The organism is Kitasatospora sp. NPDC091276 (genome assembly GCF_040684355.1).
Classification (GTDB): Bacteria; Actinomycetota; Actinomycetes; order Streptomycetales; family Streptomycetaceae; genus Kitasatospora.
The window spans coordinates 349,732-369,025 of sequence record NZ_JBFBFU010000003.1 but is presented as its reverse complement, the minus strand read 5'-3'; the positions used below and the strand labels follow the sequence as shown (position 1 = coordinate 369,025).

Here is a 19,294-nt window from a genome sequence, read left to right as displayed (position 1 = left end):
GGGGCCCCGCCGGCGGCGGGGCCCCTTCCGTCATGCCGGGCTCGCTCAGCCCAGGTGCGTCCGCACCGCCTCGGCCAGCCGCTGCGCGACGGACTCGGCCTGCACCGGGTCGGCGGCCTCGACCATGACCCGGACCAGCGGCTCGGTTCCGGACGAGCGCAGCAGCACCCGGCCGGTGGAGCCCAGTTCGGCCTCGGCCTCGGCGACCGCGGCGGCCAGCTCGACGCTGGTGTGGACCCGGCTCTTGTCGACGCCCTTGACGTTGATCAGCTGCTGCGGCAGACGGGTCATCACGGCGGCCAGGTCGGCCAGCGGCTGCTTGGTGGCGGCCAGCCGGGCGCCCAGCATGAGGCCGGTCAGGGTGCCGTCGCCGGTGGTGGCGTGGTCGAGCAGGATGACGTGGCCGGACTGCTCGCCGCCCAGCGCGAAGCCGTGCTCCTTCATCGCCTCCAGCACGTAGCGGTCGCCGACGGCGGTCTCCACCAGGTCGACGCCCTCGCGCTCCATCGCCAGCTTGAAGCCGAGGTTGGACATCACGGTGGCCACCGCGGTGTTGCGGCGCAGGGTGCCGGCATCCTTCATGGCGACGGCCAGGATGGCGATGATCTGGTCGCCGTCCACCTCGTTGCCGTCCGCGTCGGCGGCCAGGCAGCGGTCGGCGTCGCCGTCGAGGGCGATGCCGAGGTCGGCGCGGTACTCCGTCATGGCGGCCCGCAGCCGGTCCAGGTGGGTGGAGCCGACGCCGTCGTTGATGTTGAGGCCGGTGGGCTCCGCCCCCAGGGTGTGGACGACCTCGGCGCCGGCCCGGGCGAAGGCCTCGGGGGCGACGTAGGCGGCGGCGCCGTGGGCGCCGTCGATGACGACCTTGATGCCGTCGAGGCGGTTGGGCAGCACGCCGATCAGGTGGGCGACGTACTTGTCGAAGCCCTCGGTGTACTCGCGCACCCGGCCGACGGCGGCGCCGGTCGGGCGGTTCCAGTCCTCGCTGCCGAGCGTGTGCGTGCGGTAGTGGGCCTCGATCGCGTCCTCGATGCGGTCGTCCAGCTTGTGGCCGCCGCGGGCGAGGAACTTGATGCCGTTGTCGGGCATCGCGTTGTGGCTGGCGGAGAGCATCACGCCGAAGTCGGCGCCGAGCGCGCCGGTGAGATAGGCCACGGCCGGGGTCGGCAGCACGCCGACCCGGAGCACGTCGACGCCGGCGCTCGCCAGGCCGGCGATGACAGCGGCCTCCAGGAACTCGCCCGAGGCTCGCGGGTCCCGGCCGACCACCGCGACCGGCCGGTGGCCCTCGAAGGCGCCGGCCTCGCCGAGCACATGGGCCGCCGCGACCGACAGCCCGAGCGCGAGCTCGGCCGTCAGGCCCTCGTTGGCCACCCCGCGCACGCCGTCCGTACCGAAGAGTCGTCCCACTGTCCCGTCCTCCATCACCACTGCTCGGAACCCAACCGATGGCACCCGGCCGCCGCACGATAGCCGGGGAACACGTCGCCCCGGAGTACACGTGGTACTCCGGGGCGACGGTTCGCGCAACCAGGGGGTGCGCCGCCAGGGCGGACCGCACCCCCAGGGACGCGATTAGCGCTTGCTGTACTGCGGCGCCTTGCGGGCCTTCTTGAGACCGGCCTTCTTGCGCTCGACGGCGCGGGCGTCACGGGTCAGGAAGCCGGCCTTCTTCAGCGCGCCGCGGTTGTTGTCCACGTCGGCCTCGTTCAGGGCACGGGCCACGCCGAGGCGCAGCGCGTAGGCCTGGCCGGAGACGCCGCCACCGGTGATGCGGGCGACGACGTCGTAACGGCCGTCAAGCTCGAGGAGCTTGAAGGGCTCGTTCACGGTCTGCTGGTGCACCTTGTTGGGGAAGTAGTTCTCCAGGGTGCGACCGTTGATCTTCCACTGGCCGGTGCCGGGGACGATGCGCACGCGGGCGATCGCCTCCTTGCGACGGCCGAGGCCGGCGCCCGGGATGGCCTCGCCGAAGCGGCCGGCCAGCGACTCGGAGGTGTAGCTCTCCTCGGAGGTGTACTCGCCCTCGACGGCCTCAACGGCCTCGTCGAAGTCGACCTCAAGGGTTTCAGTGGTCTCGGCCACGGTGTTCCTCAGCTCTTTTCAGTGTTGGGGGGCTTGGTGGCCGAATTACTGCGCGACCTGGGTGATCTCGAACGGCACCGGCTGCTGGGCAGCGTGCGGGTGCTGGTCGCCCGAGTAGACCTTCAGCTTCGAGAGCATCTGGCGGCCCAGGCTGTTCTTGGGGATCATGCCCTTGATGGCCTTCTCGACGGCCTTCTCCGGGTTGTTCGCCAGCAGGTCGTCGTAGCGCACCGACCGCAGACCGCCCGGGAAGCCAGAGTGGCGGTAGGCCAGCTTCTGGGTCTTCTTGTTACCGGACAGGTGCACCTTGTCGGCGTTGATGATGATGACGAAGTCACCAGTGTCAACGTGCGGCGCGTAGATCGCCTTGTGCTTACCCCGGAGGAGGTTGGCGGCCTGGGAAGCCAGACGGCCGAGCACGACGTCGGTCGCGTCGATGACGTGCCACTGACGCTGGACGTCGCCGGGCTTGGGGCTGTACGTACGCACGGTCGTAGCCTTCGCTTTTCAGTGAGTGAGTCCTGACAGGAGCACCTGGGACGGAAGAGCAGCCTGGCCAACCTTGGACGCAATTCAAGGGGGACCGCTGGTCGTCGAACCTGATGTCTCCGGCGTACCGACCTCTCACGTGAGATAGAGCGAGCCAATACGCACATCAAGCGTCCAGGTTACCGGGCGCACGGGTGGGGGTCAAAAATCGGCTTCCCCCCACCCCCACCGTCACTCAGCGTTCGCGCTCCACCCGGCTGACGTCCCAGACCGGCTCGGGCGACTCGTAGACCCGCCCGTCGGCGCCGAACACCAGGTAGCGGTCGAAGGTCCTGGCGAACCAGCGGTCGTGGGTGACGCACAGCACGGTGCCGTCGAAGGCCTCCAGCCCGGCCTGCAGCGCCTCGGCGCTGTCCAGGTCCAGGTTGTCGGTCGGCTCGTCGAGCAACAGGGCCGTCACGCCGGAGAGTTCGAGCTTGAGGATCATCAGCCGGGCCTGCTGCCCACCGGACAGCGACTCGAACTTCTGCTCCTCCTGCCGGTCCAGCTCGTAGCGGCGCAGCGCGCCCATCGCGGCGCTGCGGCTGAGCGCGTGCTCCTCCTCGACGATCGAGCGCACCGTCCGGCCGAACAGCTCCGGGTGGGCGTGGGTCTGCCGGAAGTGGCCGGGGACGACCCTGGCGCCGAGCTTCCAGGTGCCGGTGTGCGCGACGCTCTCGTCGCCCGCCAGCAGCCGCAGGAAGTGCGACTTGCCGGAGCCGTTGGAGCCGAGCACGGCGACCCGCTCGCCGTAGAACACCTCCAGGTCGAAGGGCTTCATCAGACCGGTGAGCTCCAGTTGCTCCACGGTGAAGGAGCGCACGCCGGTGCGCCCGCCCTTGAGCCGCATGGTGATGCTCTGCTCGCGCGGGGGCTCCTCCGGGCGGCCGGCCTCCTCGAACTTCTTCAGCCGGGTCTGGGCGGCGGCGTAGCGGGTGGCGAGCGCGTGGCTGACGGAGGCCGCCTGGCGCAGGGTGACGACCAGCTTCTTGAGCTTGGCGTGTTCCTCGTCCCAGCGCCGGCCCAGCTCCTCGAAGCGCGCGAAGCGGTCCTTGCGGGCCTCGTGGAAGCTGTCGAACCCGCCGCCGTGCACCCAGACGCTGCTCCCGGCCGCGCCGGACTCGACGGCGATGATCTTGTCGGCGGCCTCGGAGAGCAGCTCGCGGTCGTGCGAGATGAACAGGACGGTCTTCGAGGTGGCCTTGAGGGCCTCCTCCAGCCAGCGCTTGCCCGGGACGTCCAGGTAGTTGTCGGGCTCGTCGAGCAGCAGCACCTCTTCGGGGCCGCGCAGCAGCGCCTCCAGGACGAGCCGCTTCTGCTCACCGCCCGAGAGGGTGTTCAGGCCGCGCCACTGGGCCTTGTCGAAGGGCATTCCGAGGGCCGCCATGGTGCAGACGTCCCAGTCGGTCTCGTAGTCGTAGCCGCCGACGTCGGCCCAGTCGGAGAGCGCCTGGGCGTAGGCCATCTGGGTCTTCTCGTCGTCCTGGGCGATCATCGCCAGCTCGGCGGCGTCCACCGCGCGGGCGGCGACGGCGATCCGCTCGGGGGCGACGGACACCAGCAGGTCGCGGACCGAGGCGTCCGGCGCCAGCGCGCCGGGGGTGGCCCGCTCGTCCTCGCGGCCGGTGGTGCCGACGAACTGGCGCATCACGCCGAGCCCGCCGCTGATCGTCACCGTGCCGCCGTGCGGCTGGAGGTCCCCCGCGATCATCCGCAGCAGGGTGGTCTTGCCGGCCCCGTTGGCGCCGACCAGGGCGACCGCGGCGCCCTCGCCGACCCGGAAGGACGCGTCGTCGAACAGCACCCGCCCGTCCGGCAGGTAGTACTCAAGGTGCGAAATCTCGACGTGTCCCATGCGGACGATTGTCCCAAGCCGACGCGCCCGGCCCAAACGGATTACCCGACGGGCGGCTGACCGGGCAGTGTGCGCAGCCGCCTGGCCTGGCGGTTGCGCTCGGCGAGCTGGTCGTCCGCCGGGTAGCCGACTTCCTCAAGAGTGAGCCCGTACGGCCGGATCACGTTGACGGCCGAGTTGCGGACCCCGCCGGCCAGCACCTCGCCGGGGAACTCCACCGGCCGGTGCCCGTCGCCGACCAGCAGCATCGCCCCGACCAGCGCCCGGACCATGTTGTGGCAGAACGCGTCGGCGCGGACGGTGGCGACCGCCAGCGAGCCCTCCTGGGCGGCGTAGGAGTCCACCGGGACGCGGTCCCAGTGCAGCTCCAGCAGGGTGCGGATGGTGGTGGCGCCCTCGCGCTTCTTGCAGTACGCGGCGAAGTCGTGCTCGCCGAGCAGCAGCTTCGCGGCCTCGTTCATCCGGTCGACGTCCAGCGGGCGGTCGTGCCAGAGCACGTGCCCGCGCAGCAGCGGGTCGACCCCGCCGGGGTGGTCGGCGACCCGGTAGGCGTAGCGGCGCCAGATCGCCGAGAAGCGGGCGTCGAACCCGGCCGGCGCCTCGCCGACCCGGTAGATCCGGATGTCCCCGGGCAGCCGGCCGGCCAGCCGGCGCAGCAACTTCTCGCGGTGCGCCTCCCAGAGCTCGGCCGGCAGGTCGACGTGCGCGACCTGGCCGCGGGCGTGCACCCCGGCGTCGGTGCGCCCGGCCACGGTCAGCGGGAACAGCTCGGGGCTGCGGGTGACGATCCGCAGCGCGCTCTCGATCTCCTCCTGGACCGTCCGGCGGCCGCCGCGCTGGCGGGCCCAGCCGGAGAACTCGGCGCCCTGGTAGGCGAGATCGAGCCGGACCCGGACGCACCCGTCGGCCGGGCCGTCCTTCACCGGCGGCTGCTCGGCGCAATCGTTGACCACAATCCACTCCAGACAGAAGGAACGGGCCCGCTCCCCCACGGATGGGAGAGCGGGCCCGCGACCACACCTAGCGGTGTCAGGCCTGCTCGGCCTCGACGGCCTCGTCGGCCTTGGCGTCGGCCGGAGCCTCGACCTTGGCCTCGGCCTCCTTGACGGCGCGCTTGGTGGCGCCCTCGGCCTCGCCGACGGCGGTCTGCGCGACGGTCAGCGCCTCGACCAGCTCGATCACGGCCATCGGGGCGTTGTCGCCACGACGGGGACCGATCTTGGTGATACGGGTGTAACCACCCGGGCGGTTCTCGTAGCGCGGCGCGATCTCGGTGAAGAGGGTGTGCAGCACGGCGATGTCGGTGATCGTCTTGCGCACCAGGCGACGGTTGTGGATGTCGCCCTTCTTCGCCTTGGTGATCAGCTTCTCCGCCAGCGGGCGCATCCGACGGGCCTTGGCCTCGGTCGTGGTGATGCGGCCGTACTGGAACAGCTCCCGGCACAGACCGGCGAGCAGCAGCGGCTCGTGGTGCGGGCCGCCGCCGAGGCGGGCACCCTTGGTGGGACGCGGCATGGATGACTCCTTGAATCTCCGACTACGGCCGTATCAGGTACCGCAGCGGGCGTCCGGGCACTGTTGCCCGGACGACTTTCACGACGACGGGGGCGGTTCGGTGGAACCGCCCCCGCGGCCAAATCTCTTAGTACTGCTCGGTCTCGGCGTAACCCGCGTCGTCCAGGTCGTCGGCGCCGAAGGCGTCGGCGGCGGCGGTCGGGTCGAACCCGGGCGGGCTGTCCTTGAGGGCCAGGCCCATGCCGGCCAGCTTCGCCTTGACCTCGTCGATCGACTTCGCACCGAAGTTGCGGATGTCGAGCAGGTCGGCCTCGGAGCGGGCGACGAGCTCACCCACGGTGTGGATGCCCTCGCGCTTGAGGCAGTTGTAGGAGCGGACGGTGAGCTCCAGCTCCTCGATCGGCAGCGCCAGGTCGGCGGCCAGGGCGGCGTCCGTCGGGGACGGGCCCATGTCGATGCCCTCGGCGTCGATGTTCAGCTCGCGGGCGAGACCGAACAGCTCCACCAGGGTCTTGCCGGCCGAGGCCATGGCGTCACGCGGACGCATGGCGGGCTTGGTCTCGACGTCGACGATCAGCTTGTCGAAGTCGGTCCGCTGCTCGACACGGGTGGCCTCGACCTTGTAGGTGACCTTCAGCACGGGGCTGTAGATCGAGTCGACCGGGATGCGGCCGATCTCCTGGCCGGAGGCCTTGTTCTGGACGGCGGAGACGTAGCCGCGACCGCGCTCGACGGTCAGCTCCATCTCCAGCTTGCCCTTGCCGTTCAGCGTGGCGAGGACCAGCTCCGGGTTGTGCACCTCGACACCCGCCGGCGGGGCGATGTCGGCGGCGGTGACGACACCCGGGCCCTGCTTGCGCAGGTACATCACGACCGGCTCGTCGTGCTCCGAGGAGACGACCAGCTGCTTGATGTTGAGGATGAGGTCGGTCACGTCCTCCTTGACGCCCGGCACGGTGGTGAACTCGTGCAGGACGCCGTCGACGCGGATGCTGGTGACAGCGGCACCCGGGATCGACGACAGGAGCGTGCGGCGCAGGGAGTTGCCGAGGGTGTAGCCGAAGCCCGGCTCCAGCGGCTCGATCACGAACCGCGAGCGGAACTCGTCGACGACCTCTTCGGTCAGCGAGGGGCGCTGAGCGATAAGCATGGGGGGTATTCCTCCAGTTGTCTTCGGCACCCACTATTTGATGCCGACAGGACCAAGCGTACGGGGTCCCGCGAACAGCGACGAATCACCGCGTGGGACCCCGTACGAAGGTTCAAAGCAGGTACTGCGAGCCCGAAGGCGCTGCGTCAGACGCGGCGGCGCTTCGGCGGACGGCAGCCGTTGTGCGGGGTGGGGGTGACGTCCTGGATCGAGCCGACCTCCAGGCCGGTGGCCTGGAGCGAGCGGATCGCGGTCTCGCGGCCGGAGCCCGGACCCTTGACGAAGACGTCAACCTTGCGCATGCCGTGCTCCTGCGCGCGACGGGCAGCGGCCTCGGCGGCCATCTGCGCGGCGAACGGGGTGGACTTGCGCGAGCCCTTGAAGCCGACGTGACCGGCGGAGGCCCAGGAGATCACGTTGCCCGCGGGGTCGGTGATCGAAACGATGGTGTTGTTGAACGTGCTCTTGATGTGCGCGTGGCCGTGAGCGACGTTCTTCTTTTCCTTGCGGCGGATCTTCTTCGCGCCGGCAGCCTGACGACCCTTGGGGGGCATAAGTCTGTTCTCCTACTGAGGTGGTCGGTCCGCTGACCCGCGGGCCGGAGGGATGTCCGGTTACGGGACGGACTACTTCTTGCCCGGCTTCTTCTTGCCGGCGATCGCGCGACGCGGGCCCTTGCGGGTACGCGCGTTGGTGTGGGTGCGCTGACCGCGGACCGGCAGGCCGCGGCGGTGACGCAGACCCTCGTAGCAGCCGATCTCGACCTTGCGGCGGATGTCGGCGGCCACCTCACGGCGGAGGTCACCCTCGACCGTGTAGTTGGCGTCGATGTACTGGCCCAGCTTCACGAGGTCTTCCTCGGAGATGTCGCGAACGCGGACATCCGGGTTGACACCGGTCTCGGCCAGGGTCTGCTGGGCGCGGGTACGGCCGATGCCGTACACGTAGGTAAGGGCGATCTCGATCCGCTTCTCACGGGGGAGATCAACGCCGGCGAGGCGTGCCATTCAAGGCTCCTGTGCTTTTTCAGAGGTCTTGCGTGCTACCTACTCCTTCGCCTCTCGACGATGGAGCCCCGGCCTCTGACCGGGGGTGGCAGTCCGTCCCTTCGTGGGGACGGATCGGGTAGCCCGCTTATGACGTTTTCGCGTCGCGCGAAGTACTACGAGAAATGCTGGGGAGAGATCAGCCCTGGCGCTGCTTGTGGCGCAGGTTGTCGCAGATCACCATGACCCGGCCGTGGCGGCGGATCACCTTGCACTTGTCGCAGATCTTCTTGACGCTCGGCTTGACCTTCATGTTCAGGTTCTCCGGGTCTAGATCTGACGTTCTTACTTGTAGCGGTAGACGATCCGCCCGCGCGTGAGGTCGTAGGGGCTGAGCTCCACGACGACCCGGTCGTCCGGCAGGATGCGGATGTAGTGCATGCGCATCTTGCCACTGATGTGCGCGAGGACCTTGTGACCGTTCTGCAGCTCGACCCTGAACATCGCGTTCGGAAGAGACTCGATCACGGTGCCCTCGATCTCAATGGCGCCTTGCTTCTTAGCCATGAACTGCGAGATCCACCTTCCGGGACCGGCTACCGTATGCGGCACGCTCGTGCGAACCTGGGTTCACCCCGCCCCCGAAGGGAAGAGGGCGTGCTGAAGCACGCTACGAGTGAGCCGACGGTCCATCCTACGCCAGTGCGTCCGGTGGGCCAAAACGAGGTCCCCCGAAGGCAGCCACCGTGACGTTCCGGCGGGTCAGAACCCGGCGGTGACCTTCAGCGGCTCGACGTGGGCGGTGCAGGCCGCGCAGCGGCGGGCGGCCGCGGGGATCTCGGTCAGGCACTCGGGGCAGGGCCGCTTGGGGGCCTTCGGCTTCTTCGGCAGGTACCGCGCTGTCGCCTTGGTGACCGGCAGCACGACGCAGAAGTACAGCACCGCCGCGGTCATCACGAAGGCGATCAGCACGTTGAGGAACTGGCCGTACGGGAACGTGACCCCGGCCACCGTCGCCTTGTACGAGCTGAAGTCGCCGGCCGCGCCGACCCCGACGCCGACCAGCGGGGTGAGGAAGGCCGACACGAAGCCGGTCACCACCCCGGTGAACGCGGCGCCGATGACGACACCGACCGCCATGTCGACGACGTTGCCGCGCATCATGAAGTCGCGGAATCCCTTGAGCACTGCACTCTCCCGATCGATCGAAGCTGCTGAAGCCGCTACTGAAGCCACTGCCAGCCGATAAAAATAGGACAAAAGCCCTGGAGGTCCAAACCCCCAGGGCCCTGATCCCTTGTCAGCAGCGGAAGTTGGCCGCTCAGCCGACCGTCGCGAGACTAGCCGAGCGGGTCCGGGGCGGCGGTGATGCCCAGCTTCGCGAGCTCCGCCTTGCCGCCGTCGAAGGCCGTCAGGACCAGCGGGCCCTGCTCGGTGACGGCCACCGAGTGCTCCCAGTGCGAGGCCCAGGTGCCGTCGTTGGTGACGACCGTCCAGTCGTCCTCCAGCACGGCGGTGTGCGGGGTGCCCAGCGAGACCATCGGCTCGATCGCCAGCACGGTGCCGGGGATCAGCTTCGGGCCCTTGCCGCGGCCGCGCTCGACGTAGTTCAGCACGTGCGGCTCCATGTGCATCGCGGTGCCGATGCCGTGGCCGCCGTAGCCCTCGGTGATGCCCCACTTGCCCTTGGGGGGCAGCGGCTGGCGGCGGATGAAGCCCTCGATCGCCTTGGAGACGTCGACCAGGCGGTTGTTCTTCTTCATCTGGGCGATGCCGGCCCACATCGAGCCCTCGGTCACCCGGCTCAGCATCTCGACCTCGGGGCGGACCTCGCCGACCGCCACGGTGATCGCCGAGTCGCCGTGCCAGCCGTCCAGGATGGCGCCGCAGTCGATCGAGATGACGTCGCCCTCCTGGAGCACCCGGTCACCGGGGATGCCGTGCACGACCTCGTTGTTCACCGAGGCGCAGATCACGCCGGGGAACCACAGACCGCCGTGGTCGGCGCGGAAGTTGGAGGTCGCACCGTGGTCGGTGATGACCTTGTCCGCGATGTCGTTGAGCTCCTGGGTGGTCACCCCCGGGGCGACCGCCTCCCGGCAGGCCTTCAGCGCCTCGGCGACGACCAGCCCGGCCGCTCGCATCTTCGCGATCTGCTCGGGGGTCTTGATCTCCACCATCTGGTCACGCCTTCCACGTTCTGTTTGCCACTGCCTACCACCGTACGACGCCGTACGGCCGCGCCGCCCGGGATCGGGGAGCGCGGCCGTACGGCGTCGCCGGGAAACTCAGTTGTCCTGCTTCAGTGCCTCGATCGCGCGGCGGGTGACCTCGTCCACCTTGCCGAGGGCCGAGATGGTCGCCACCAGGCCCTGCTGGGCGTAGTAGTCGATGATCGGCTCGGTCTCGGTGTGGTAGACCTCCAGCCGGGTGCGCACCTTGTCCTCGGTGTCGTCCGAGCGCTGGTACAGCTCGCCGCCGCACTCGTCGCAGACGCCCTCGACCTTCGGCGGGTTGTAGTCCACGTGGAAGACGTGGCCCCCGTCGTTGCGGCACAGGCGGCGGCCGGCGATCCGGCGGACCACCTCGTCCTCGGGGACCTCCAGGTCCAGCACGCCGTCCAGCTTGATCCCCTGCTCGGCGAGGAAGTCGTCGAGCGCCTTGGCCTGGCCGAGGTTGCGGGGGAAGCCGTCGAGCAGGAAGCCGCCCGCGGCGTCCTCCTGGAGCATGCGGTCCTTGGCCATCCCGATGGTGACCTCATCCGGCACCAGGCGACCCGCGTCCATGTAGCTCTTGGCCTCGAGCCCCAGCGGGGTGCCCTGACCGATGTTGGCGCGGAACAGGTCGCCGGTGGAGATGTGGGGAATGGACAGGGTCTTGGCGAGCAGGTGCGCCTGAGTACCCTTCCCGGCCCCGGGAGGACCAACGAGGACGATACGCATCAGCGGAGGAACCCTTCGTAATTGCGCTGCTGGAGCTGGCTCTCGATCTGCTTCACAGTTTCGAGTCCGACGCCGACGACGATGAGCACGCTGGTGCCGCCGAACGGGAAGTTGGTCTGCTGTCCGAAGGCGACCAGGGCGATCATCGGGATCAACGCGATCAGGCCCAGGTAGAGCGAACCCGGCCACGTGATTCGGGTCAGCACGTAGTTCAGGTACTCGGCCGTCGGTCGGCCGGCCCGGATGCCCGGGATGAAGCCACCATACTTCTTCATATTGTCGGCAACTTCTTCGGGGTTGAAGGAGATCGCGACGTAGAAGAAGGCGAAGAAGACGATCAGCAGGAAGTAGGTCGCCATGTAGATCGGGTGGTCGCCCTTGACGAAGTGCTGGGTGATCCACACCGCCCAGCCCGACTGGCTACCGGTCAGCTGGACCACCAGGGCCGGGATGTACAGCAGCGACGAGGCGAAGATGACCGGGATGACACCGGCCTGGTTCACCTTGAGCGGGATGTAGGTCGACGTGCCGCCGAACGCCCGCCGGCCGATCATCCGCTTCGCGTACTGCACCGGGATCCGGCGCTGGGCCTGCTCGACGAAGATGACCAGCATCACAACGATGATGCCGACCGCGACCACGGACAGGAACTCGACCCAGCCGCCACCGATGGTGCCGGAGCCCTTGATCGCCCACATCGAGGACGGGAACTGCGCGGCGATCGAGGTGAAGATCAGCAGCGACATGCCGTTGCCGATGCCGCGGTCCGTGATCAGCTCGCCCAGCCACATGATCACCGTGGTGCCGGCGGTCATCGTGATCACCATGACGGCGATCCGGAACACGCTCGTGTCCGGGACGATCTGGTTGCCCACCGGGCAGCCGGAGAACAGCGCGCCGCTGGAGGCCGTCGCCACGATGCCGGTGCCCTGGAGCACGGCGAGCGCGATGGTCAGGTAGCGGGTGTACTGGGTGATCTTCGTCTGGCCGGCCTGGCCCTCCTTCTTCAGCGCTTCCAGTCGCGGGATCACGACCGTGAGGAGTTGGAGGATGATGCTCGCGGTGATGTACGGCATGATGCCGAGCGCGAAGATCGTCAGCTGGAGGAGCGCGCCACCGCTGAACAGGTTGACGAGCCCGAAGAGGCCGTTGTTCTTGGTGTCCTTCACACACTCGTTCACGGCCGTGAAGCTCACGCCGGGGATCGGAATGTGCGAGCCCAGGCGGAACAGCACCATGATGCCCAGCGTGAACAGCAGCTTCTTGCGCAGGTCGGGCGTCTGGAACGCCCGCGCGAACGCACTGAGCACGGTGCCTCCTGCGCCTCCCGCGCGTCGTCGGCGGGAGGGTCGGTCCTGAATGGGAGTTTTGGCGGTACGGGCTCCCGTACAGACGGCACAGGCGAGCCTACGCGCAGCCTACAAGGGAACTCCACGGACTCTAACAGTGCGCAGCCACTCGGAAGAAGCGCGTACCGCCCCTCCCCCACTCACGGGGTACGGGATGCCCGGGTTTGCCACACAAAAGAACGAGGGCACGTCAACGGAATGCCCGGAAAACGCGATGCCCGGAAAACGCGCGAGCCCCGCGCCTCCCGAAGGAGGTGCGGGGCTCGCACGGAAGTCAGCGGGCTCAGACGAGCTCGGTGACGGTACCGCCGGCGGCGGTGATCTTCTCGGCGGCGGAGCCGGAGACGGCGTCGACCGTCACCTGCAGCGCAACCGAGATCTCGCCGGTGCCGAGCACCTTGACGAGGGAGTTCTTGCGAACCGCGCCCTTGGCGACCAGGTCCTCGACGGTGACCTCTCCACCCTGCGGGTAGAGCTCGGCCAGCTTGTCGAGGTTGACGACCTGGAACGTGATCTTGAACGGGTTCTTGAAGCCCTTCAGCTTCGGCAGGCGCATGTGGAGCGGCATCTGGCCACCCTCGAAGCGCTGCGGAACCTGGTAGCGGGCCTTGGTGCCCTTGGTACCACGACCGGCGGTCTTACCCTTGGAGCCCTCACCACGACCCACGCGGATCTTGTCGGTCTTGGCACCCGGGGCGGGACGCAGGTTGTGGATCTTGATCGGGTTGTCGCCCATGATCAGTCCACCTCCTCAACCGTCACCAGGTGACGGACCGTGTGGGCCATCCCGCGGATCTCGGGACGGTCCTCCTTCACCACGACGTCGTGCATGCGCTTGAGACCAAGCGAACGCAGGGTGTCACGGTGATTCTGCTTGCTGCCGATGTACGACTTGGTCTGCGTGATCTTCAGGCGAGCCATCAGGCGCTCACCCCTGCAGCACGCGCCCGCAGCAGAGCGGCGGGGGCCACGTCCTCCAGCGGCAGGCCACGACGAGCGGCGATCTCCTCGGGGCGCACGAGGCCCTTCAGAGCAGCCACGGTGGCGTGCACGATGTTGATCGCGTTGTCCGAGCCGAGCGACTTCGACAGGATGTCGTGAATGCCGGCGCACTCCAGGACGGCGCGCACCGGACCACCGGCGATAACACCGGTACCGGGGGCGGCGGGCTTCAGGAGCACGACGCCGGCGGCCTTCTCACCCTGGATCGGGTGCGGGATGGTGCCCTGGATACGGGGGACCTTGAAGAAGTTCTTCTTGGCCTCCTCAACACCCTTGGCGATGGCGGCCGGAACCTCCTTCGCCTTCCCGTAACCGACACCCACGGTGCCGTCACCGTCGCCCACCACGACCAGCGCGGTGAAGCTGAAACGACGACCACCCTTGACAACCTTGGCGACACGGTTGATCGCGACAACGCGCTCGACGTAAGCGGTCTTCTCGACGGCGGGGGCGTTGCCCCGGTCGTCACGCTTACGGTCGCGCCGCTCGCCACCGCCGGTGCCACCGCCGGCGCCGCTACCGCGGCGCTGGGGTCCAGCCATTGGAATTACCTCTCTCGATTACGTCCGTCGACTGAGTCGACGAGCGGCTTAGAAGTCGAGCCCGGCCTCGCGAGCCGCGTCCGCCAGGGCGGCGATGCGGCCGGCGTACCGGTTGCCCGCGCGGTCGAAGACGACCGACTCGATGCCGGCAGCCTTGGCGCGCTCGGCGACCAGGCTCCCGACCTTCTTGGCCAGCTCGGTCTTGTCGCCCTCGGCGCCCTTGATGGACACGTCGAGGGTGGACGCCGACGCCAGGGTGTGACCCTTGGCGTCGTCGATGACCTGGGCGACCATGTGACGGTTCGAGCGCGTCACGACGAGGCGCGGACGCACCTCGGTGCCGACGACGCGCTTGCGAACGCGGATCGCGCGGCGCTTGCGAGCGGCGCTCTTGTAGGCGTTGCCCTTGCCGATCTTGACAGAGACGCTCATCGCTTACTTACCACTCTTTCCGACCTTGCGGCGGATGACCTCGCCCGCGTACTTGACGCCCTTGGCCTTGTACGGGTCGGGCTTGCGCAGCTTGCGGATCTTCGCGGCGACCTCGCCGACCTTCTGCTTGTCGATGCCGTCCACGTGGAACTTGGTGGCCGACTCGACGACGAAGGAAATGCCCTCGGGGGCCTCGACCAGGATCGGGTGGCTGTAGCCCAGCTGGAACTCCATGTCGGAGCCCTTCGCCAGAACTCGGTAGCCGACACCGCTGATCTCCAGCGACTTGCGGTAGCCCGCGGTCACGCCGGTGATCATGTTCGCCACCAGCGTGCGGGAAAGGCCGTGCAGGGCCTTCGACAGACGCTCGTCGTTGGGGCGGGTGACGAGCAGCGTGCCGTCCTCGCCCTTACCGATCTCGATCGGCGCGGCGACAACGTGGGTGAGGGAGCCCTTGGGGCCCTTCACCGAGACCGCCTGGCCATCGATGGTGACGTCCACGCCAGCGGGGACCTGGATGGGCAGCCGTCCAATGCGCGACATTGCTGTACCTCCGTTTCCCGAATTACCAGACGTAGGCGAGAACTTCTCCGCCTACGCCCTTCTTGGCGGCCTGCTTGTCGGTGAGGAGACCCGAGGACGTGGAGATGATCGCCACGCCCAGGCCGCCGAGCACCTTCGGCAGGTTGGTGGACTTTGCGTAGACCCGCAGGCCCGGCTTGCTGATCCGCTTGATGCCAGCGATCGAGCGCTCACGGTTGGGACCGAACTTGAGCTCGATGGTCAGCTTCTTGCCGACCTCGCCCTCAACGGGCTCCTCAACCTTGTAGGAGGAGATGTACCCCTCCTGCTGCAGGATCTCGGCGACGTGCGCCTTGATCTTGCTGGCCGGCATCGCCACGGAGTCGTGGTACGCCGAGTTAGCGTTACGCAGACGCGTGAGCATGTCTGCGATGGGGTCGGTCATGGTCATGATGGCCTCAGGCCTCTCTCGCCGTGGTTTCTCCGCGCCAGGTCCCCCCGCCGCACTCCGAGGAGTGCGGCAGGGGCACAGACGCAGGGGACCTGCGGCGTCGTAAGACTGGGTGCGAGCCCTCCGAAGAGGGTCGACGGCAGCTACGGAGCTGCCGCGACAGGGGGCCCGACCTCACTACCCTACGGGATTCCGTACGCAGCCCCAAAAAAGGGGCTCTGTGGGGTCGGGCACACCTGCTTCGCTATGGCGTTACCGCGAGGTCCTGGTTACCAGGAGCTCTTGGTCACGCCCGGCAGCTCGCCGCGGTGCGCCATCTCACGAAGGCAGACACGGCAGAGGCCGAACTTGCGGTACACCGAGTGCGGACGGCCGCAGCGCTGGCACCGGGTGTAGGCCCGGACGCCGAACTTCGGCTTGCGCTCGGACTTCGCGATGAGGGACTTCTTCGCCATGTGGTTACGCCTCCTTGAACGGGAAGCCCAGAGCGCGCAGGAGCGCCCGGCCCTCGTCGTCGGTCTGGGCGGTGGTCACGACGGTGATGTCCATACCGCGCTGACGGTCGACCTTGTCCTGGTCGATCTCGTGGAACATGACCTGCTCGGTCAGACCGAAGGTGTAGTTGCCACGGCCGTCGAACTGCTTCGGGGAGAGGCCACGGAAGTCACGGATACGCGGCAGGGCCAGCGACACCAGACGGTCCAGGAACTCCCACATGCGGTCACCACGGAGGGTGACGTGGGTGCCGATCGGCTGGCCCTCACGCAGCTTGAACTGCGCGATGGACTTACGAGCCTTCGTCACCGCCGGCTTCTGACCGGTGATGGCGGTGAGGTCGCGGATCGCGCCCTCGATCAGCTTGCTGTCACGGGCGGCCTCGCCGACACCCATGTTGACGACGACCTTGACCAGGCCGGGCGTCAGCATGACGTTCTCGTACGAGAACTGCTCCTGCAGCTGACCCTTGATCTCGGAGTTGTAACGCTCCTTGAGACGGGGGGTCACCTTCTCAACAGTCGTCTCAGACATCAGATGTCCTCACCGGTTCGCTTGGCAACGCGGATCTTGTTGCCCTCGTCATCGAAGCGGTAGCCAACGCGGGTGACGACCTTCTTGCCGTCCTTCTCCACGACCAGCTGGACGTTGGAGACGTGCACCGGGGCCTCGACGGTGACGATGCCACCCTGAGTGCCCGGGCCCGGCTTGGTGTGCTTCTTGACCCGGTTCACACCCTCGACCAGGACCTTGTTCTCGGCGGGCATGGCCTGGATGACCTTGCCCTGCTTGCCGCGGTCCTTGCCGGTGATGACCTGAACCAGGTCACCCTTCTTGATCTTCATGCTGTTCGCCATGAGTTAGAGCACCTCCGGCGCAAGCGAGATGATCTTCATGAACTTCTTGTCACGCAGCTCGCGGCCCACCGGGCCGAAGATGCGGGTACCACGGGGGTCACCATCGGTGTTCTTCAGAACGACCGCGGCGTTCTCGTCGAAGCGGATGTACGAGCCATCCGGACGACGACGCGACTTCACGGTACGGACGACGACGCACTTGACGACGTCACCCTTCTTCACCGAACCGCCGGGGATCGCGTCCTTGACGGTCGCGACGATGACGTCCCCGATGCCGGCGTAGCGACGACCGGAGCCACCGAGAACGCGGATGCAAAGGATTTCCTTCGCGCCCGTGTTGTCGGCGACACGCAGTCGCGACTCCTGCTGGATCACAGCTTTCTCCTGATCGTCAACGAGAGCTGACGGGCCGGCCGCTGCTCACACCAGCGCCCACGAGGGGCCTGGTGCACATACGGCCGTACCGCATCAACTTCGTTACTTGGCCTTCTCGAGGATCTCGACGACGCGCCAGCGCTTCGTCGCGGACAGCGGGCGGGTCTCCGCCAGGAGGACCCGGTCGCCGATGCCGCAGGCGTTCGCCTCGTCGTGCGCCTTCAGCTTGTTCGTACGGCGGATGACCTTGCCGTACAGAGCGTGCTTGACGCGGTCCTCGACGGCGACGACGACGGTCTTGTCCATCTTGTCGCTGACGACGAGACCCTCACGGGTCTTGCGGAAACCGCGCGTCTCGTTGGTGTTCTCAGTCATCAGGCGTTCTCCACCGTCTCGATGCCCAGCTCGCGCTCGCGCATCAGGGTGTAGATCCGCGCGATGTCCTTACGGACGAGCTTGAGCCGTCCGTGGTTGTCGAGCTGCCCGGTCGCCGCCTGGAAGCGGAGGTTGAACAGCTCCTCCTTGGCCTCACGGAGCTTGGCAACGAGACCCTCGTTGTCCAGCTCGCGGAGGTCAGCAGCCTTGGTGCCGGCCGACATCAGCTCTCACCTGCCTCGCGCCGGATGATCCGGCACTTCATCGGGAGCTTGTGAGCAGCGCGGGTCAGCGCCTCACGAGCCACCTTCTCGTTGGGGTACGACAGCTCGAACATGACCCGACCCGGGTGCACGTTCGCGATCCACCACTCGGGCGAACCCTTACCGGAACCCATGCGGGTCTCGGCCGGCTTCTTGGTGAGCGGACGGTCCGGGTAGATGTTGATCCAGACCTTGCCGCCACGCTTGATGTGACGGGTGACGGCGATACGAGCGGACTCGATCTGCCGGTTCGTCACGTAGGCCGGGGTGACGGCCTGGATGCCGTACTCGCCGAAGGCGAGCTCGGTGCCACCCTTGGCAGCGCCACGGCGCTTGGGGTGGTGCTGCTTGCGGTGCTTGACCCGACGGGGGATCAGCATTGGAGTCAGGCCTCCGTTCCGGTGTTCTCGGCAGCCGGAGCCTCGGCGGCCGGGGCCGCGGGGGCCTCGGACGCGGCGGGGCGACGGCCGCGGCCACCGCGCTCGCCACCACGGCGCTCGCCACCGCGGGCGGGACGACCACCCTCGGGACGGGCCGGGCGGTTGCCCGAGCGGGCAGCGGCGTTCTCAGCGCGGACCTCGGCGATGTTCTTGACGTCGCCCTTGTAGATCCAGACCTTCACGCCGATACGGCCGAAGGTCGTCTTGGCCTCGAAGAAGCCGTAGTCGACGTTCGCGCGCAGGGTGTGCAGCGGCACACGGCCCTCGCGGTAGAACTCCGAACGGCTCATCTCGGCGCCACCGAGACGACCGGAGCACTGGACCTTGATGCCCTTGGCGCCGGACTTCATGGTGCCCTGCATCGACTTGCGCATGGCGCGGCGGAAGGAGACGCGGGAGGACAGCTGCTCCGCGACGCCCTGAGCCACGAGCTGGGCGTCCAGCTCGGGGTTCTTGACCTCGAGGATGTTCAGCTGGACCTGCTTGCCGGTCAGCTTCTCGAGGTCGCCGCGGATGCGGTCGGCCTCGGTGCCACGGCGGCCGATGACGATGCCGGGGCGAGCGGTGTGGATGTCAACGCGGACGCGGTCGCGGGTGCGCTCGATCTCGACCTTGGAGATGCCGGCGCGCTCCATGCCCTTCGTCATCATGCGACGAATGGCGACGTCTTCCTTGACGTAGTCCTTGTACAGCTTGTCGGCGTACCAGCGGGACTTGAAGTCCGTGCTGATGCCGAGGCGGAACCCGTGCGGGTTAACCTTCTGGCCCATTACCGGGTCCCTTCCTTGCTGCTGACGACCACGGTGATGTGGCTGGTCCGCTTGCGGATCCGGTAGGCACGACCCTGCGCACGCGGACGGAACCGCTTCAGGGTCGGGCCCTCGTCAACGTACGCCTCGCTGATGACGAGGTCGTCCACGTTGGAGTGGTTGTAGTTGTGCGCGGCGTTGGCAATGGCGCTGTCGAGCACCTTGCCGACGGGCACGGTGGCGGCCTGCGGAGCGAAACGCAGGACGGCCTGGGCCTCCGTGGCCGGCAGGCCACGGATGAGGTCCACCACGCGGCGGGCCTTCATGGGCGTGACGCGGATGTACCGCGCCTGGGCCCTGGCTTCCATGGTTGTCCCCTTG

General features: G+C 68.1%; 30 protein-coding genes. All 30 read right to left on the bottom strand.

The annotated features are described in order from the left end of the window. Positions 1 to 45: 45 nt before the first annotated feature. Complete coding sequence (gene glmM / locus AB0O19_RS05740; RefSeq protein ID WP_363580126.1) at positions 46 to 1,410, bottom strand: phosphoglucosamine mutase; 1,365 nt, start codon at positions 1,408 to 1,410, stop codon at positions 46 to 48. Between the two features lie 165 nt (positions 1,411 to 1,575). Further along, positions 1,576 to 2,085, bottom strand: coding sequence for a 30S ribosomal protein S9 (gene rpsI / locus AB0O19_RS05735; RefSeq protein ID WP_363580124.1), 510 nt, complete (start codon positions 2,083 to 2,085; stop codon positions 1,576 to 1,578). 45 nt (positions 2,086 to 2,130) lie between these two features. Next, on the bottom strand, positions 2,131 to 2,574 hold the full coding sequence (gene rplM, locus AB0O19_RS05730) for a 50S ribosomal protein L13 (protein WP_030055846.1): 444 nt from the start codon (positions 2,572 to 2,574) through the stop codon (positions 2,131 to 2,133). Between the two features lie 235 nt (positions 2,575 to 2,809). After that, entirely contained in the window at positions 2,810 to 4,468 is a 1,659-nt protein-coding gene (locus tag AB0O19_RS05725; protein ID WP_363617995.1) for an ATP-binding cassette domain-containing protein, read from the bottom strand. Between the two features lie 41 nt (positions 4,469 to 4,509). Beyond that, positions 4,510 to 5,421 (bottom strand): tRNA pseudouridine(38-40) synthase TruA, encoded by a 912-nt coding sequence (gene truA, locus AB0O19_RS05720; RefSeq protein ID WP_363617993.1) that lies wholly within the window; start codon positions 5,419 to 5,421, stop codon positions 4,510 to 4,512. Between the two features lie 76 nt (positions 5,422 to 5,497). Further along, on the bottom strand, positions 5,498 to 5,983 hold the full coding sequence (gene rplQ, locus AB0O19_RS05715) for a 50S ribosomal protein L17 (RefSeq protein WP_350877122.1): 486 nt from the start codon (positions 5,981 to 5,983) through the stop codon (positions 5,498 to 5,500). A 127-nt stretch (positions 5,984 to 6,110) separates the two neighbouring features. After that, positions 6,111 to 7,133: a DNA-directed RNA polymerase subunit alpha gene (locus AB0O19_RS05710; protein ID WP_030232516.1), complete on the bottom strand. Its 1,023-nt coding sequence runs from the start codon at positions 7,131 to 7,133 to the stop codon at positions 6,111 to 6,113. Between the two features lie 146 nt (positions 7,134 to 7,279). Continuing rightward, positions 7,280 to 7,687 (bottom strand): 30S ribosomal protein S11, encoded by a 408-nt coding sequence (gene rpsK / locus AB0O19_RS05705; RefSeq protein ID WP_030232513.1) that lies wholly within the window; start codon positions 7,685 to 7,687, stop codon positions 7,280 to 7,282. Positions 7,688 to 7,759: 72 nt separating this feature from the next. Further along, positions 7,760 to 8,140 carry a 30S ribosomal protein S13 gene (gene rpsM, locus AB0O19_RS05700; RefSeq protein ID WP_030232510.1) on the bottom strand — a complete coding sequence of 127 codons (381 nt, stop codon included), beginning with the start codon at positions 8,138 to 8,140 and terminating at the stop codon, positions 7,760 to 7,762. 178 nt (positions 8,141 to 8,318) lie between these two features. After that, positions 8,319 to 8,432 (bottom strand): 50S ribosomal protein L36, encoded by a 114-nt coding sequence (gene rpmJ, locus AB0O19_RS05695; protein WP_003956441.1) that lies wholly within the window; start codon positions 8,430 to 8,432, stop codon positions 8,319 to 8,321. Positions 8,433 to 8,464: 32 nt separating this feature from the next. After that, positions 8,465 to 8,686: a translation initiation factor IF-1 gene (gene infA / locus AB0O19_RS05690; protein WP_014047798.1), complete on the bottom strand. Its 222-nt coding sequence runs from the start codon at positions 8,684 to 8,686 to the stop codon at positions 8,465 to 8,467. 195 nt (positions 8,687 to 8,881) lie between these two features. Next, positions 8,882 to 9,307 (bottom strand): large conductance mechanosensitive channel protein MscL, encoded by a 426-nt coding sequence (gene mscL, locus AB0O19_RS05685; protein WP_363580119.1) that lies wholly within the window; start codon positions 9,305 to 9,307, stop codon positions 8,882 to 8,884. 152 nt (positions 9,308 to 9,459) lie between these two features. Further along, complete coding sequence (gene map / locus AB0O19_RS05680; protein ID WP_363580117.1) at positions 9,460 to 10,299, bottom strand: type I methionyl aminopeptidase; 840 nt, start codon at positions 10,297 to 10,299, stop codon at positions 9,460 to 9,462. Between the two features lie 108 nt (positions 10,300 to 10,407). After that, the gene (locus AB0O19_RS05675; RefSeq protein WP_363617991.1) at positions 10,408 to 11,061 is read right to left on the bottom strand and encodes an adenylate kinase; all 654 of its coding nucleotides are present in this window, start codon (positions 11,059 to 11,061) and stop codon (positions 10,408 to 10,410) included. Continuing rightward, positions 11,061 to 12,371: a preprotein translocase subunit SecY gene (gene secY / locus AB0O19_RS05670; RefSeq protein WP_350877114.1), complete on the bottom strand. Its 1,311-nt coding sequence runs from the start codon at positions 12,369 to 12,371 to the stop codon at positions 11,061 to 11,063. The genes AB0O19_RS05675 and secY overlap by 1 nt, the downstream gene beginning before the upstream one ends. 322 nt (positions 12,372 to 12,693) lie before the next feature. Continuing rightward, on the bottom strand, positions 12,694 to 13,149 hold the full coding sequence (gene rplO / locus AB0O19_RS05665; protein WP_097237491.1) for a 50S ribosomal protein L15: 456 nt from the start codon (positions 13,147 to 13,149) through the stop codon (positions 12,694 to 12,696). Continuing rightward, positions 13,149 to 13,331 carry a 50S ribosomal protein L30 gene (gene rpmD, locus AB0O19_RS05660; protein WP_030055835.1) on the bottom strand — a complete coding sequence of 61 codons (183 nt, stop codon included), beginning with the start codon at positions 13,329 to 13,331 and terminating at the stop codon, positions 13,149 to 13,151. The genes rplO and rpmD overlap by 1 nt, the downstream gene beginning before the upstream one ends. Beyond that, positions 13,331 to 13,954, bottom strand: coding sequence for a 30S ribosomal protein S5 (gene rpsE / locus AB0O19_RS05655; RefSeq protein WP_030055834.1), 624 nt, complete (start codon positions 13,952 to 13,954; stop codon positions 13,331 to 13,333). Before rpsE ends, rpmD begins: the two co-directional genes overlap by 1 nt. 48 nt (positions 13,955 to 14,002) lie before the next feature. Next, complete coding sequence (gene rplR, locus AB0O19_RS05650; RefSeq protein ID WP_030280785.1) at positions 14,003 to 14,386, bottom strand: 50S ribosomal protein L18; 384 nt, start codon at positions 14,384 to 14,386, stop codon at positions 14,003 to 14,005. 3 nt (positions 14,387 to 14,389) lie between these two features. Beyond that, entirely contained in the window at positions 14,390 to 14,929 is a 540-nt protein-coding gene (rplF, locus tag AB0O19_RS05645) for a 50S ribosomal protein L6 (protein WP_030055832.1), read from the bottom strand. 22 nt (positions 14,930 to 14,951) lie between these two features. Further along, on the bottom strand, positions 14,952 to 15,359 hold the full coding sequence (rpsH, locus tag AB0O19_RS05640) for a 30S ribosomal protein S8 (protein ID WP_030055831.1): 408 nt from the start codon (positions 15,357 to 15,359) through the stop codon (positions 14,952 to 14,954). 269 nt (positions 15,360 to 15,628) lie between these two features. Then, on the bottom strand, positions 15,629 to 15,814 hold the full coding sequence (locus tag AB0O19_RS05635; protein WP_030055830.1) for a type Z 30S ribosomal protein S14: 186 nt from the start codon (positions 15,812 to 15,814) through the stop codon (positions 15,629 to 15,631). Between the two features lie 4 nt (positions 15,815 to 15,818). Then, the gene (gene rplE / locus AB0O19_RS05630; RefSeq protein ID WP_030393302.1) at positions 15,819 to 16,388 is read right to left on the bottom strand and encodes a 50S ribosomal protein L5; all 570 of its coding nucleotides are present in this window, start codon (positions 16,386 to 16,388) and stop codon (positions 15,819 to 15,821) included. Then, complete coding sequence (gene rplX / locus AB0O19_RS05625) at positions 16,388 to 16,699, bottom strand: 50S ribosomal protein L24 (RefSeq protein WP_030055828.1); 312 nt, start codon at positions 16,697 to 16,699, stop codon at positions 16,388 to 16,390. The genes rplE and rplX overlap by 1 nt, the downstream gene beginning before the upstream one ends. A gap of 15 nt (positions 16,700 to 16,714) precedes the next feature. Beyond that, complete coding sequence (rplN, locus tag AB0O19_RS05620; protein WP_030393301.1) at positions 16,715 to 17,086, bottom strand: 50S ribosomal protein L14; 372 nt, start codon at positions 17,084 to 17,086, stop codon at positions 16,715 to 16,717. Between the two features lie 102 nt (positions 17,087 to 17,188). After that, on the bottom strand, positions 17,189 to 17,461 hold the full coding sequence (gene rpsQ, locus AB0O19_RS05615) for a 30S ribosomal protein S17 (RefSeq protein ID WP_030055826.1): 273 nt from the start codon (positions 17,459 to 17,461) through the stop codon (positions 17,189 to 17,191). Then, positions 17,461 to 17,685 (bottom strand): 50S ribosomal protein L29, encoded by a 225-nt coding sequence (gene rpmC, locus AB0O19_RS05610; RefSeq protein ID WP_063348970.1) that lies wholly within the window; start codon positions 17,683 to 17,685, stop codon positions 17,461 to 17,463. Before rpmC ends, rpsQ begins: the two co-directional genes overlap by 1 nt. Next, complete coding sequence (gene rplP, locus AB0O19_RS05605; protein WP_030055824.1) at positions 17,685 to 18,104, bottom strand: 50S ribosomal protein L16; 420 nt, start codon at positions 18,102 to 18,104, stop codon at positions 17,685 to 17,687. Before rplP ends, rpmC begins: the two co-directional genes overlap by 1 nt. A 5-nt stretch (positions 18,105 to 18,109) precedes the next feature. Further along, positions 18,110 to 18,934, bottom strand: a complete 825-nt coding sequence (rpsC, locus tag AB0O19_RS05600; RefSeq protein ID WP_350877110.1) for a 30S ribosomal protein S3 — start codon at positions 18,932 to 18,934, stop codon at positions 18,110 to 18,112. Further along, complete coding sequence (rplV, locus tag AB0O19_RS05595; protein WP_030055822.1) at positions 18,934 to 19,281, bottom strand: 50S ribosomal protein L22; 348 nt, start codon at positions 19,279 to 19,281, stop codon at positions 18,934 to 18,936. Before rplV ends, rpsC begins: the two co-directional genes overlap by 1 nt. Between the last annotated feature and the right edge of the window lie 13 nt (positions 19,282 to 19,294).